Genomic DNA, 15832 nt, shown 5'->3' with positions numbered 1-15832 from the left:
GGAAAATAACACACTAAAGCTATTGCCCTTTATGTTGCCGAAAGCCCTATCTAGCAATTTAACCCGCATAGACTTACCTAATTACCACTTATGCTAAGCCAATTTTTAGCAACCTTTCTGGCATCGGTGGTGTCCGAAGAGAGACGTAAATCAATCTTGGAATGAGTGCCGACAAATCAAACCTCCGATTAAAGCGATATTGAAATTCTGCCAAATAGCGCTGTGCATATTTCGGCCTAATAGCATGGTAAGTGCTACGTAGCGCACTCTTTAAATTACCAAGTACTGTATTTACCCAATAGAACTCAGGCTCTTCAACAGAAGCTCGGCCACCACCACAAACAATTTTGTCATGTACACAACCGGCCTCCTTAATGGCATTGAAGCATGGAAGACCATCTGAGATGACTGTGCTGCCACTGCAAAGGTACTTTTTACTCCAGGTTGAAATTTCACTGCTTTTGAAGCCCTTGATAATTGAGAGCTTAATACGGGTTGGGCGTCCCTCCTTGGTTGTTTCAACGGCCGCCACAAAGGGAGTTTTACCCTTGGCTCCGCGCCCGGGCTTGCATCCAGTACGCTCACCACCGAGATAGGCATCATCTAGTTCAATAAAACCGGACAGTTTGTATCGTTGGTCTCGCTCCATCATCACTTGCATGAGTTTCTGCTTCATACGCCATGCTGCGTTGTAAGAGATACCTAGATGTCGAGATAGCTCCATAGAGGAAATGCCCTTCTTATCCTGAGTAATCAGGAAAATACCGAGAAACCAGGTGGTGAGGGGGAGCTTCGTGGAGTCAAAAATTGTACGAGAGGTAATCGATGTCTGACGCCGACAATGGTTACATTGCTTAAGCTTGCGATAAGCGAGGTCGCAATGCTTGTCATGCCCGCAGTGAGGACAACTAAAGCCATTGGGCCAACGCCACTGCGACAGTGCATCGAAGCACTGTTCCTCGCTGCCGTACATTTTGAGGAATTGGGTCAAACTAATACCCTTCTGAAACTGTACCTTGTTGCGAGCCATGGCGTATTCCCTTGCAGATCAACGAGATAGCTGTATTTATATACAGTTACGCATAACTTAGCAAGAGTGGTAATTAGGTAGACTTATATAAGCTAAAAAGGACAGCAACTTGTCTTCATGTAAAGAAGCACTGAATATGATTTATCTCAAAATGCAATACTGCTGTAAAAACTTACGTAAATTAACGTATTCAAGCTTTCGAGTTAACCCCCTATATCACAGACAACTTATAAGCCTTTACGAAATAATACTTCATTTACTTTGATCGTCATTCTTAAGCTGTTGAATAAGCGTATCACCAGACCAAAAGAATCTAACACAACCATCATAATTTTCCTTTCTTACACATCGCCCCAAGGGGTCGTATTGATACCGAATCACATCCTGAAATTTCTCTACACCTTTTTCTACTTTTAGATTTTCTATTTTTATTAACTTTTGCTGACTATTATAATGGTATCGAATCCTCTGTGCCCCCTCCCCTCCAACTTCTTCAACACGACCTGTAGAAGAGGTATAACCACGGGATATATTGCCATTATCAACGATTCTATTCTCAATAACTTCATTGTCAGGAATCTGACTATCAAGCTTACTCGTCGAGTTAAGCTTACCTAGGAGACTATCAGCGGGGTCATAAATTAAGAAGGCAAGAAGCTGATCTGAATCACTTTTACAAAAATTATGAACATTAAAGATATTTTTATTAACCTTGCCGGAATGATTAACTCTGGTAAGTGAACAGCTACTATTCGGCAATAAATTCAAAATATTTGTAACTGTATCAATTGGCCTTTCAAATTTACTGACAATAAAGCCTTGCACATAAACCTGAGGATCATAATTGTCCAGAGGCTTCAACCCTTCGGTTGTTTTTATCAACAAAGAATTGAAATTTCCTTTTACTGAGGAGAAGGGTGAATTCTCAGATTCCACAGAATGATCAAAGATAAATTTAACATCTTCTTTTCTGGATAGTGAAGTTGCCGTAAGATTACCTAAAATATCATACTTATAACTGAGCTTACTATCATCTTGCCATTCCGCTACAATACGACCACTAGCATCATATTCCCACTTCAGACTACAGTAATTATTTTTAGCTTCGATCAGTTGCCCTAGGCAATTATATCTAAAGCTATTAACGCCCTCTAGCGTAGTTTCTTTTATTAACTGGCCCAGCAAATCACGTTCAAAGTAGATATCGGTACCAATGCCTGATTGAGAAGCAATTACCTCCGTAGAATTTACTAAGTGGCCAGCGACATTATATGCATAGTGGGTAACATGACCATAGAAATCCTCCTCTTCTATTAATCGGTTATTGAGATCATATTTCAGCCGATAACACTCACCCTTTTCATTTATAAGGCAAATTAAATTGCCCTCTCCATCATAATGATATTCTAATTGACTGCCACTGGAACTAGCCTTGCTCTTTATTTGATGGAGTGCGTTATAAGAATAACGCGTATAATTACCATCCTTATCTAATATTTCTGAAACTAATCCATGCTGGTTAAATCTGCACTGAATATCTGTATCTTTTTGAGCAACCTTAACATTGATCCGACCCTGATCCTCATTCTTGCAAGAAGACTCTTTCGTCTCAGCAGGCGTTAACAATTCCGTGCGAATATCAACATCATATCTACAATCAATAGATCGTCCGAAGGGGCAACTTATTCTTAATAGCTTATTACTGCTTCCCCACAGATAACTCGTAACATTACCTAATGAGTCACTAATAGAATTAATCATGCCAGCAGAGGTATAGTCATATTTCACTTGGTTGCCGAGCGGGTCTTCAGCTACCACCAGCTGTCTTTTTTTATTGTAACTATACTGCCAACTGCTATCTGATGGATCAGTATACTTTGTGGCGAGACCTTCATTGTTATATTCAATGTGATAATTATTACCGGCCACATCTATCTTCTCGGTCAAGCGACCCTGATTGTCATATCGGAATAACTCCTCACGTATAGTCCCATCAGTACTGGGTAGCCGTACTTTTGTAACGTGACCTAGATCGCTGTATTCATACCACGTTTCTCCACCTTCAGCATCTTGATGGAACGTGAGTAATCCGCGATTATTGAAGTGAAAACGTTGCCGCCCGCCTCTCGTGTCACACATCGTTGCTCGGTGACCACTTTCCTCCCAGATAAATTGATAACTGTAAGCAGCTTTTTCGTCAATAGGGTCCCCCCACTGCCGTATACAATGCGCTGAACTACCCTCAGCATCCCACTGAAAATAGAAACTATAACCAGTTTTTAAAGTTCTTTTTTTAATAAGGCCTTTGTGATAAACATACTTTTCATTATTGCCAACACTGTCTACAGCTTCAGTCAGATTATTTTCACTATCAAAGACATATTGAGCTACTACTTCAGAACTTCCCGAATTATTTTCTTTTGTCAAAGTATTTATAAGGTGACTTTCAGGAGATTCATCAAGCGAGCTAATGTATAAAATTTCACCGGAACTACTCTCGACCGATCTTAAATACTCCCCTGAGTAGTTGAATAAATAAAAGTTATCGTTATCATCCCGAATCTCAGCGAGCTTTAACGCACCAGTTTCACCAGTAGCTTTAAAATGTCTTTGTGCTCCATTGGAAATTCCATATGTCGTAATGATCCAATGCTCATCGTTTACTCGCGTGAGAGTTAATCTCTCATAAATATTATGACTGCGCGAGCTATTTCCGGGAGCTGGCAAGCTAATTATTCTACCTTCAGAATCAAAGAAGAGTATGGGTTTGCCTGGACGCCAAACCAAGCGCTCGCTAAATGTATGAGTCCAGCCACAACCCAATCCGAAATTTCTTGAATTACTACTGCGATAGGTACGAGTTACCGATAAGGGTAGTGCCCCCTCCAATACCAAATCTTCTAAAGTAAACTGAACCTCTCCAGTTTTTAGATTTACAGACCTAGTTACTTCACCAGTAACATTATCGCTCTGACATATATCGGAGTTATAATTTTCACCTACTTCGCTAATGTGGTTATCAGTATCATATGAATAATCCCTGACACAATTTATCTTATAAAATTCAGACTTTACATCATGGGGCACTGTGAAAGCTTGTTCTCTACCCCTTTTATTTTCTCGCAGCTCGTTACCCACTTTGACTTGCACTAAATTTCGACTATTTTTTCGGGGTGCAGCTATTTTTGGGGTTTTCTTTCCGGATACAGCAGTGCTTTTGCCTACTGTCGGATATCCTGAATTTTTAGCAAGTATTTTCCTTTGCTTTTTTGTCCTGGCAAAATCAAACATTAAATCGCCAATATTACGGAAAGCATTCACTAAGTGCTCATTCTTAGTTAAGGATGTTATAGCTACATCTCCCTCAGTCAATGCCGCAAGTGCTATAGTCAAAATGATCTCAAAAATACCACTTGCAGTTAAGTTTGTGTGCTGCAAGCTATGTTGTGTTTTGATGTAGTCCTGGGCAAAATGAAAAACTGCTCCCCGAAGAGTTGGGTCACTATAAATAACCTCAGCTATGTTGAAACTCAAGCGGAGCTGCTTTTTTGAAACAGAACTGGGATTAAAACCTAGTACATCAATCACACCTCGATACAGGGAGGTTACACATTCATCAGCTTCTTCTTCTGGAGTTTCTTCATATAAGACATAATTGATTGCTGCAGAGCTAAACTCAAATGATTGACGTGCTGGACTTACTATTTTCTCAACATCAACAGCACTCTTTGACCAAATCGATAAGCGCCACACAGAACTGTCAGTTTCTTTTACTTTCTTTTTTACAGTTGTTACACGCTTCACCCAACTCCAATCAGTTTGCTGGCTAATAAAAGCCTTATCTGCAACTTCCTGCGTAATAATTTGCTGCAAGCCCATACGAATCTTAGCAACCAACTCTGTTTGTAGATCCCCCAATGCCGAATATGGCAGTGGGGCCTCTTCAATAATCAGTTGATCCTGAGTCAATGCCAGATAAATGGCTTTATCCCGCTCATTAAGATAGCCAGGCACATTACTTAATCGCGATTGAGATGGGGGACGCTCTTGCTCAGGGTCTATATCTGGCGCAAAGGTTGTGTATAAGCCAAGGTACTGGTCATATACTAACTGAAGAGTGTTAGTATCGAACATCCTCAATAATTCAGCAGCATCAATCTTTCTAGAGGGACCCGTCTGGCATATCCATCCAGGCCGCACCGTATAACGAGAGCCCTGAGAGTTTTCGATATAGAGCTGTATCAAAAGTTAAATCCTATCAACCGCTGACCGACTATTCTGCGGTCATCAAAAAACGAATCCATTCAAAGCACCTAAACTAGGTGCTCAACTTCGACATAATCATTTCTACTGGGACGATTTTTCTTTCAAAGGACAAAGAAATATATTTCAGCCTTCTTACATCGGTTTTAAAAAACCGGCTGAACCAAGAACAGTTTCTACGTCCAAAATTTTGACAATGAGTGTGAAGTTTAGTAGTGCGGGTTTCAAAGCCGGGAACAATAAGCTCTCGATTCACATTCAAGTCTTCACTATCACAAGCAAAATATTAAAAGTCAAAATAGCAACATCAAAAGCTATACCAATAGGAAAACCATAATTCATCCACATCTAAAGACTTTTCAAATGATCTAAACGAAATAGTTATAATCCCTATCTAATAGCTACTAAGCCAATCCTCCAAGATACCTAACATACCACCATCTTTCGGAGTAACTAGAAATTAGGTGAAAGCTAACTTAATTCGTATTGTTGCGATAGGAAAAAACGATTACAGGAGAGTACACTGCATATAGTGCAATTAAATTTGACTAGGGTCAAAGAAAGAAAATCACAGTCAAGCGATATATGGCAGCATATTCTGACAAAAAAGTACCATTTAGCGACATTAAATATAGTTTGAAGTTATGGGTGACAAACTAATCTCAAAGAGAACACTTGAACTCTATTAAATTTTTGCCGTAATTTATAGTATTCGCTCAAATGTATAATAAACACCTAATAATGATTCAGCGGTAGAACATATCACGTCTATTACAAGTATCGACATGCAAATCGGCTAGATTATCCAGCCGATTTGTGATGAACTCTAATTGCTAACAGTAAAACTGCTCGATTTACCTGAATAGCTGGAAATCTTCCCAGTCCAACCACTCTTCCAGTTACCAAAGTGCTTTATTCGGTAAGTGCCTGATGGCGCATCATCTCCGATGATCCACTGTCCTTCAGCAAATGAACAGGCCATACAATCAATAGCCGTATCTCGTGTCCAAATAAAGCGTGTATCCAAATCATCATCGGTAAGATAAGTTTCCCAACTACCGTTAACTTTACGCTGTACCTCAATGAACGTACTCTCAGTCTTCAGGTCATTTCGGGGATGGCCAGAACGGAAAGTGACAGATACAGTATCGCCAGCACTGTAGCTGGTACCTACATCATCCCAGACTTGACCAAAAGACTCCCATAGGCGTTTATCATCATAAACAACTCCAATTACATTAATGATTTGGTCATCAGACAGATCTTTCGGAGTAGGCCCTGCAGTAATATCTACGCCATTGACCATAGCGTGTGTCATTTCGGTATAAATCTGTCTATAGGCTGCAAGGGTATTGGGGCCGTATATGGTATGTGCTCCCTCATAGTGCTGCCTATCAAACTCTTCAGGGGTAGTTATGTAACCGGAATAAGCATTTGCCAAACCGGCAATCACCACAGTGTTTACACCGCTTCCTTCAAAAGCTGACAAGACTTCAGCCTCAAGACGTCGGCCTGCCATAGTCGTCATTTCACCCGGGGCGGCGACCAAAACAAGTGAGCCTATGCGAAACATTTGGAAAGGTAGGTAAGGGGTATAAAGTGCTTGGCCTATTACCTCACGCTCTACAAATGTAGGTTTGGGGTACTGGCAGGGGTCATCCTGAGTATCCTCATATACAGCGGCTGCAGAGAATGCACTCATCAGGCCAAAAAGTGGATAACCATTAATAGCCGATTCGAATAGTCCCACATCTCTATCCCAATCCACCCCCTCATTTTCAACAGACATTCCCTCAAAAATACCATCAATATTGCTGGGACCGTCCCAACTTGATCCTGCAGTAAATGACCAGCCAACAGCACCTTCACAAATATCTATTTGCCCCTCACCGGTAAATTCATCTGCTACAGTATAGCCAGGGAAATAGATATGTTGATGTCGATAATCTAATCCACCTTCAAGTTTCACAGTAGCTGATTGGTAAAGAGACTGAGCTTTTGCAACTTGCTTTTCAGCAGATAAAAGTAAACTTTCATACTCAGAATTTCCGCATCCATCCCTAGGGCCACAAATATTCGGAGACGCATCACCTAAATTACTATTGGCAAATGCCGCAGTAAATTGACTTGCAGCACCCTGCTCGGCAGCCCAAGACTCCAGCAATTGACTCGCCGCCCCCTTATTATCCCCGCTAAGTTGCCGCTGCCCTGTCCCTAAAGAGACATTGTGTACTGCAAACCAATTAATAACCCCCAGTGCTTTGTTGTTGGCATCAACCAACTTGAGTTGGGTCATGGTTTTATTGGTATCGTATTGATGGTCGCTTGCATCAGTATTTTCTGAATAAGGGTATGGGTTTCGATTGATACTGGTATCGAGTAGTATCCCCTGCTCAATAAAGATATCACCTGGAGTTAGTCCACTATCTGCTTCAACGATTGACTGAAAAATACCATCAACAATCGCGTCATAGTTATCTTCCGCATACCCGAGAGCACTCATATTCAACATGACATAATGATCATACCCGCCAGGACCTACATGGGTATGTGTAGCAGTCAGCATCACATTCTTTTCGGTGTACTTACTATTACCATAGAGATTTTTTAATTTATCAACGACACCCTGCTTCACGCCCTGCGGAATACCTTGCAGATCTGCTGATACGAATACCAAACGCTCATTTTCAGAGCTATCAGAAATTATGAATGCGCGGGACCATAAACGGGTATGAATTCCCTTGGTTGTCTGCCCCGTTTCTCCATATCCTACCATTCCAACATCTGCTGCCGGGCCAGTTATATCATACTTACCAACACCAACACGCCAGTCAGATGCTTTAACAGTGGAAGAAGCTCCAATAAATACTATTAAAGCAATGACGTAACCATTAATTATTTTTTTCATTTTTTCTCCAGAATCTATACACGCAGGAGTACATTCGCCAGTTCACAGAAGTGAAGGCGTATCCTTTTCGTTGAAAATTGATACCTGAATAAGCCACTTCCGATCGACTCGGACGCGGCTCTCTAGATAGTTAGCCAATGTAATCTTGGCTTTTATTATCTCATCCTGAAAAGCGGCTTTATTATTCTAAAAAAACACATAGTAGCCATAACCTCCTTGCTGTCAGCACACTGGAACTGAGAGTACAGCTCTAGTACGCATGTTCAGAATACCCTAACTGGCTGTATTTGGTAGCACCCGCAGAGTAATTGCCCGCCATAAATCCGTTAATTTAGATTCGAAAGTAAAATAATTTTAAATATGCGAAGATTTTCTGAACTGCGGCAAACCTAAATATTTACAATTTAAGCAAGCACAATCTAAAAATGACTGTAAAGAAAGGATAGATTAGGGGATTTGAATTGCGTTTAGAGAGGAAATGTAAAAAACTTTCGTTATTCAAAATTAGCACTCAACCAGTTTCCAATTATATTCTATAGATTGACCTCTTGTTCACAAAAACAATTAAATTAACAATTAATTAGGCAAACATCTGTACTTAACATTCAAAGTTGTCTTGACAGGAAATAAGGTGGAAGTTGGATAACATTGATAATCGGCCCTTTTAGCATTTGACGCCCCTGACTATAAATATGTGAACTTTATGTAGCTATCAATATCTGATTACTCTGCAGTAATCCATATAGATACATAAATAATGCACGCTAAACTTCTCCCCCTCTCAGTTTTTTCCATATTGACCTTCTTATCCCTACCATCCCTGGCCGGTCAAAAGTGCGATGTACAAATGACGATACAGAGCGAATGGGAAGACGGATATATGGCTTCAGTGGTTGTACGTAATACAGGTACCGAGCCAATAAGTGACTGGGAACTTTCATGGCAATGGCCCTCAGACCAAGAAGTCACACATATATGGAATGCTACTTCAGCCCAGGATGAAAACCTGATCTCTGTAGTTGGAAAACAAGGCTATGTAAGAGTACCCGTTGACCAAGCCCAATCTTTTGGTTTTAATATTCGCTACTCGGGTGGTGAAAAGACGCCTACTCATATTAACGCTAGTTGCAACAACACCATCAATAAACCAGATCCGACCCCACCTTCACAAGACCTGCTAGACCCCCTTTCACAATACAATTTAATTTTAGGCACTCAAACGATAAACCCTAGGTATACATTTACAGATAAGGGATCACTTGTTGAAAGTGCTGAAGCCATTTACTCAATGGGCTCTAACTTACTCAAGATTGCCCTTTCTCCGAGCCTATATAGCGAGCTAAGTAACTCTGGACTCGACTATCAATTCAAGCGAATACTGAAAGAAATACCAGAATTTCAGCAAGTCTTGGAAATGGATTTCTCCATCTACATGTTTTGGGTTGAGGACTCAGGTTCCTGGATGGATAACAAAGGAATGAGTGAAGAAGAGCTAAACTGGCAATATGACAAAATTTATTCGTTGGCTGAATATTTACTAACTGAATATAACGGCTCCGGTAAGACATTCATGATCGGGCATTGGGAAGGCGATTGGAACCTGGTTCAAAAAACTGATGGTACTAGAGATGACAGTCAGGAAACTATCCCTCCTAAGCGTTTACAGGGTCTAATTGACTGGATCAATATTCGACAAAAAGCCATTGACGATGCCAAAGCAAATATCACCCACTCTGACGTTAACTTATATCACTATATTGAGGTCAATAGGGTTGAATCTGCAATACAGGGCAAAGAACGGATAACCAATGCCGTACTTCCCCATACTAATGTAGATTTAGTGTCTTATTCAGCTTACGATCTCACTACCAAAGAAAAGCATTCAGATTTTGCCACTCTACATAGTGAGTTGACTTCAGCTCTAGAATTTATCAACTCAAATCTTCCCAAAAAATCTGGGCTGCCATTTGAAAAGCGGGTTTTCATTGGCGAATATGGTTACGGAGAGTCCTGGTTTAAGGATTGGGGAGCCCGCTCTGGCGAAGCCCAGGATTTGCTATCACGCAATGTAATAAAAACGGCGCTCCAGTGGGGTGCTCCATTTATTTTGTACTGGCAAATGTATGACAATGAATATGATAGCTGGATCAGTGAATTCACTGGCTACTGGCTGATTGACAAGGATGGTAATAAAAAGGAGATTTATAAGACTCACCAAGAGTACTATAAGGATGCGAGAGCATTCTTAGATAACTATTATATGGAAAACTCCTCCCTTCCGTCAGAAAGTGAATTTCGAGCCTATGCCTTAAAATGGTTTGAATCATCGAAAACCCCACCACCACAGCCCAAACCTGACACTCCCCCTACTGTACCGGAAGAACCCGGTGAACCTTCAGGCCAGTGTAATGTGGAATATACAGTTCAAAACGATTGGGGGAATGGTTTTATGGCAAATGTGGTTATTTATAATAAAGGAAAGACTTCTCTTGATAAATGGCAGCTACAGTGGAACTGGCAAGGTAACCAATCAATCACACACTTCTGGAATGCACAAATCGCAGAAAGTAACGGGACAATAACTGTTACTAGTGAATCATCTATTCCGCCAGGAGAGGCCCAGGCTTTTGGGTTTAATGCAGATTACTCTGGAGAAAACATCCCACCAATTATAATTGGCAACTGCACGGGTACACTCACAACTGAACCTTCACAACCTAGTCAGCCCCCCAATCAGCCCAATGAACATTCAGATAATAGCAGTATTAAGCTATGGTTTATTGGTGATTCGATTACTTACGGCATGACAACACTCCCTTATAATTCAAACGGATTTCGTAGCCAGATCTGGGACTATCTTGCCAAAGCGGCCGATGGCAACTCAATCTTTCCTATAGATCAAGAATCTACCAGTGAGCAGCTAATTCTAAAATACAATGGAAAACAACTAGAAACGATTGGCACTATCACTGGACCAACAGGCCCTGATGATATGTCTCAACAGACCAAGAATTACTGGCACTCTGGGATACCTGGAGCTACAACCAGCGATTTACTTTGCTATCTTGATCCGATAGGCCATCAAATCACCCCAGGCTACAATTTCACCAACTGCCTCAATTCCATCAAGAACTTCAATCAATTTCTCAGCGAAATGTGCATGGAGGGAGAAACTAGTTCTGGCTGGCTCACTAATCAAGCCTGCAATTTAACGCGGGATATAACCTCTGAGGATAGCGTTGTCATACCTATACAGCTCGGGACTAACGACATCACCTTCCTTAGCATGAATAATGCGATTGATTGTAGCCTTCCTATAGAAGAAAATAGTGAATCCGCCCAGAAGCTAAATATGGTCGTTAGTAAGATAATATCATCACCCAATAATATTCAAGGCATATCAATAACAGATAGAATACAAAATTACTTTGAGAGCATAGATATTCCAACAGAGAAAATTGCATTCGTAATTTCAACTATCCCTCGCCGAAGTGATTTAGACGGACAAGATCCGAAAAATTACTGTACGGACTTTTATAATCAAAAAATCAGGAAGTCACTATCAGAGGCCTCCAATACCAAAAATATTTTCTTAGCAGACCAAGAAAATATTGTCCCAACTGGAGACCCGGTACACCCTACAACTGAGGGCCACAAGATTATGGCTTGCAACTTACTTTATGGTAAAAATCTTGGCCATTCAGATATTCCTTCTTGTATTCTTCCCAGTAACATCCCAGATAAAGGGCTATTGAAAGCAATAGATCATGTATCCAATTAGCTAGGATTTCGCTTAACAGGCCCTGATTAAAAATTTTCAGGGCGCTGCTTTTACTCACCAATAACTTTGGGAGCCTTTATAAACCCGCCTTCTATAGTAGCCGGCCTAACTCTGAACCAGATTTAAGAACTGCTTCCTATATTCTGCCCAAATCACTTTCCCTGAGAAATTACTTAAATCAACTTTTTTTAATTTTGAACCCGATAGAATTGACAAAAACATTGATTCCAGCTTTTTTACTGCATCATTACAGTCTGAATAACAGAAGTTCTCGGAATAGAACTCTGGGTAGCACTGTTCATCTGGCACCAGTGGAGTCGCACCGAGAATAGCTGCTTCCATCACCGCCAGCCCCTGGAATTCATGGTAAGCCGTAGAAAGGAATATATGGCTATGTCGCAGTACTTGACGATAGTCTTTAGCGCTTTCGAGATACCCGAGTACCAATAAATGGTCGGCAAACTCTTCTTGTATTTGAGCAAACTCAGCAGGGCTATTACGAAATGACTGCCCCATTAGATTAACAAGAAACTTAACATTTCTGGCTTTCAAGCCCCGAAGGATATCCAGCAATCGGTCCGCGCCTTTGTCATATTCCCAACGGGCCGCCCAACTGATAATCAAAGTATCTTGACCTATCTCGCCCCCATAAATGCTCTCTGCGCAGGAGCTCCAGGAAAAGGCCTCTTCAGTTTTCGCACTATCAAAAACGATGTCTTCTATTGGCACAGGAAGAACTCGCGACTTTTCTTCAATCTCCTCACAAATTCCGGGAGGAACACAATCAGGAAAGCGCTTGAGTAATTTCTTTACTCCTCCTAACAAGGTACTGCGGTTGTATTCAGAGTTGAACAAGACCAGATCACCGGACAAGGCCGTGTAAATATTCAACAACTGGGGTTCTACCGATCGAAACGCATCAGAGCTCACTGGGTAAGCAAATTGATTCTCATGAAAATATACAACTGTAGGCACCCTAACGATTTCAGGAACTAAACCGCACAAGGCACTTAGATCGGTCATTGAGGTTGTAACAATAAGGTCCCAACGCTGCTTCAATATTTGCGCAGTTTCCCCACGGCCCCAGGAAAGGCTATTACCGCGAATTCGCCAGCTAAAGTATCGCGGTGGTAAGGTTAGTACGGTCCATTGCCAATCAGAAAATGCCGCTACCAGCCCTTTACGCCATCGCTTGTGACTGTCCGCATCATAAGCGGAGAGTAATAAAACTTTCATTAAATAGTAACAAGAAGAAGCGGCACCGGGATCAAACTTAACCCCGGTAGCTATTGATCGGAGGGGTTAATCGAAAGAGCGCACATTCATTAATCGTGCAAACAAGCTGGAAGTATCCCAACGAGCACCACCAATAGCTTGTACCTCACTATAAAACTGGTCTACCAGGGCAGTTACGGGCAGTAAAGCTCCGTTATGTTGTGCCTCTTGAAGGACTATAGCCAAATCCTTACGCATCCAGTCCACAGCAAAACCGTGGTCATACTCGCCAGCTAACATAGTTTTTGAGCGGTTTTCCATTTGCCAGCTCTGTGCCGCCCCCTTGGATATCACATCAACAACCTGCTCTCCATCGAGGCCAGCTGCCTTGGCAAAATGTAAACCTTCAGCAAGCCCCTGAACGACACCCGCGATACAAATTTGATTGACCATTTTACACAGCTGGCCGCTACCTACTGGCCCCATCAGGTTGCTCGCCCGCGCATAACAGTCGATAAGAGGTTGCACTTTATCAAAGTCTGCCTTATCTCCCCCAAACATAACCGTTAAAGCACCATTCTCAGCGCCGGCCTGGCCTCCAGAGACAGGGGCATCCAGAAAACCGATTCCCTTTTCGCCAGCTGCAACTGCCAATTCCCGAGCAACATCGGCAGAGGCTGTTGTATGATCTACAAACAAAGCCCCGTCATCCATACTCGTGAATGCCCCCTGCTCTCCTGTCACCACTTGGCGGAGATCGTTGTCATTGCCTACACAGGCAAAAACAACCTCCGCGCCCTTTGCGGCTTCAGCGGGCGTTGCAAAGCTCTCTCCATCATATTCTTGTAGCCATTGATCCGCACGGCTAACAGTGCGATTGTAAATTCGCACCATGTGACCAGCATTAGAAAGATGCCCCGCCATGGGATATCCCATCACCCCCAAGCCAATAAATGCAACTGTTGCCATTTCCTCTACCCCCATACCATCCAAATAAGTATTACACCGAGAACCAAGCGATAAATCGCGAATGGAGCCATCCCAATGCGGCTAATAAATTGAAGGAAAAAATGAATACACAAATAAGCACTAATACAAGATAAAACGGTACCAAGCAGCAAGTCATTCCATGGAACACTTTCCAGTGCAAGTAATTCAATCGTTAACAAAATAGCGCTGAGGGCAATAACAGGAATAGACATCAGGAACGAAAAGCGCGCTGCAGCCTCTCTCTTCATGCCAAGCATCAAACCAGCAGTCATTGTGATACCAGAGCGGGAGGTGCCAGGGATTAGGGCCAACACCTGTGATAAGCCAATCAGAAGTGCTTTTTTCCAATTTAACTGGGCTAGAGATTCGACCCTGCGCCCCTTTGCATCAGCCCACCACAGTAAAATACCAAAGCCAATAGTCGTAGCAGCGATAACACCGGCTGAACGCAGGTGAGTTTCTATGAACCCTTTGAATACCAGGCCTATCAGTCCCACAGGTATAGTAGCGAGAACAATTAACCAGGCCAGCCGCCCCTCATCGGTAAATTGTTTATCCGTAAACCCTCCTAGACCATCCCTAATCAGCACCCAAATATCTTTGCGGAAATAGAAAACTACTGCCAGTAAAGAGCCAAAATGAACAGCAACATCGAAGGCCAGCCCCTGGTCCTGCCAACCCAATACCTCAGAAGGTAAGATCAAGTGCGCGGAACTGGAGATGGGCAGAAACTCTGTCAGCCCCTGTATCAGGGCCAAAATTACAATCTGAAATGTTTCCATGTGTTATTAAGATCGGATTTTTTGTCTTTTCTTCCAAGTCACTTCATTGCGCAAATAAACAGGCTCAAGCTCTTCAGCGGTCACTGTATGACCCTGCTCCCATAGTGGTACTGCCAGCTGCGCTATATCCCGAGCGTGAATGAGGCTGGCTTGATCAACGGCAGCCAATGACGCCCCTTCAAAAGCCTCATAATGTAATCCCGGGCCCGCCCCATAGATCGGAGTACAAATCTCCGATTTCTCTAAAGACAGCAGAACCTCCTCCGGGTTCTGTACCGCCTCCGGGATCAAGCTATCGCAGGGAGAGTCACTGGAATAAACCCCCCAATATACTTGTTGCATACGAGCATCCAGCATTGCCACGACGGGTGACTTTCCCCAGTCCGGGTGCGATCGCCGAGCTCCAAGTGCTAGGGCTGCGAGGCTGGAAACCGGAACCACCGGTAGATCTGCAGCATAAGCCAACCCCTGCACGCTACTAATTGCTATACGGAGACCAGTAAATGACCCCGGCCCGCGGCTGACAGCAAGAGCATCCAGGCCTGCCAGCTTTATGCCGGCTTCTGCGAGAACGTCATCCAGCATTGGCAAAAGGCGACGGGTATGATCGCGTTCTGCCTGTACAAAACGCTCAATTAGCTGGCCATCAGATATGAGAGCAACAGAACAGGCGCCCGAAGTTGTATCCAGGGCAAGTATTTTCACAGCGTTCTTAATCCCGGTCATAAAAAGGGAGGGAATTGTGGCACGGGAGCGGAGGGGAGTCATGCCCAATATCGCAACCCGCAACTAAAAAACCCCGGACTAACCGGGGTTTATGAGGAGCCTGCCAAAGTTCACATCGTTGAGCCCATATTTATGAC

The 15832-nt window shown here is 42.6% G+C and carries 8 protein-coding genes; 1 reads left to right on the top strand and 7 read right to left on the bottom strand.

Features of this window, described 5'->3' with window-relative positions:
* Positions 1–88 precede the first annotated feature (88 nt).
* The 3 genes from ACJJIQ_RS03815 to ACJJIQ_RS03805 all read right to left on the bottom strand — a co-directional run bounded on the left by ACJJIQ_RS03815 (position 89) and on the right by ACJJIQ_RS03805 (position 8201).
* Positions 89–1030 carry an IS1595 family transposase gene (locus tag ACJJIQ_RS03815; protein WP_445362153.1) on the bottom strand — a complete coding sequence of 314 codons (942 nt, stop codon included), beginning with the start codon at positions 1028–1030 and terminating at the stop codon, positions 89–91.
* A gap of 252 nt (positions 1031–1282) precedes the next feature.
* A complete protein-coding gene (locus ACJJIQ_RS03810; RefSeq protein WP_445363754.1) occupies positions 1283–5275 on the bottom strand; it encodes a DUF6531 domain-containing protein in 3993 nt (1330 codons plus the stop codon).
* Positions 5276–6119: 844 nt separating this feature from the next.
* Entirely contained in the window at positions 6120–8201 is a 2082-nt protein-coding gene (locus ACJJIQ_RS03805; RefSeq protein WP_445363753.1) for a neutral/alkaline ceramidase, read from the bottom strand.
* A gap of 880 nt (positions 8202–9081) precedes the next feature.
* Between ACJJIQ_RS03805 and ACJJIQ_RS03800 the strand changes: the two genes are divergently transcribed.
* Entirely contained in the window at positions 9082–11982 is a 2901-nt protein-coding gene (locus tag ACJJIQ_RS03800; RefSeq protein WP_445363752.1) for a cellulose binding domain-containing protein, read from the top strand.
* Positions 11983–12087: 105 nt separating this feature from the next.
* Here ACJJIQ_RS03800 and ACJJIQ_RS03795 read toward each other — a convergent pair whose 3' ends face one another.
* The 4 genes from ACJJIQ_RS03795 to tsaB all read right to left on the bottom strand — a co-directional run bounded on the left by ACJJIQ_RS03795 (position 12088) and on the right by tsaB (position 15674).
* A complete protein-coding gene (locus tag ACJJIQ_RS03795) occupies positions 12088–13218 on the bottom strand; it encodes a tRNA-queuosine alpha-mannosyltransferase domain-containing protein (protein ID WP_444911197.1) in 1131 nt (376 codons plus the stop codon).
* Between the two features lie 66 nt (positions 13219–13284).
* Positions 13285–14166, bottom strand: a complete 882-nt coding sequence (locus ACJJIQ_RS03790) for an NAD(P)-dependent oxidoreductase (RefSeq protein ID WP_444911198.1) — start codon at positions 14164–14166, stop codon at positions 13285–13287.
* A gap of 5 nt (positions 14167–14171) precedes the next feature.
* Positions 14172–14969 carry an undecaprenyl-diphosphate phosphatase gene (locus tag ACJJIQ_RS03785; RefSeq protein WP_282931976.1) on the bottom strand — a complete coding sequence of 266 codons (798 nt, stop codon included), beginning with the start codon at positions 14967–14969 and terminating at the stop codon, positions 14172–14174.
* Between the two features lie 6 nt (positions 14970–14975).
* Positions 14976–15674, bottom strand: coding sequence for a tRNA (adenosine(37)-N6)-threonylcarbamoyltransferase complex dimerization subunit type 1 TsaB (gene tsaB, locus ACJJIQ_RS03780; protein WP_445361407.1), 699 nt, complete (start codon positions 15672–15674; stop codon positions 14976–14978).
* Positions 15675–15832: the final 158 nt, after the last annotated feature.

The organism is Microbulbifer maximicatervae (SeqCode) (assembly GCF_052468295.1).
This window is presented reverse-complemented; position numbering and strand designations above follow the sequence as displayed.

Bases quoted from the DNA above. Each gene is read 5' to 3' on its own strand.
- ACJJIQ_RS03815 (WP_445362153.1), bottom strand. From the start codon at position 1,030: ATGGCTCGCAACAAGGTACAGTTTCAGAAGGGTATTAGTTTGACCCAA.
- ACJJIQ_RS03805 (WP_445363753.1), bottom strand. From the start codon at position 8,201: ATGAAAAAAATAATTAATGGTTACGTCATTGCTTTAATAGTATTTATT.
- ACJJIQ_RS03800 (WP_445363752.1), top strand. From the start codon at position 9,082: ATGGCTTCAGTGGTTGTACGTAATACAGGTACCGAGCCAATAAGTGAC.
- ACJJIQ_RS03795 (WP_444911197.1), bottom strand. From the start codon at position 13,218: ATGAAAGTTTTATTACTCTCCGCTTATGATGCGGACAGTCACAAGCGA.
- ACJJIQ_RS03790 (WP_444911198.1), bottom strand. From the start codon at position 14,166: ATGGCAACAGTTGCATTTATTGGCTTGGGGGTGATGGGATATCCCATG.
- ACJJIQ_RS03785 (WP_282931976.1), bottom strand. From the start codon at position 14,969: ATGGAAACATTTCAGATTGTAATTTTGGCCCTGATACAGGGGCTGACA.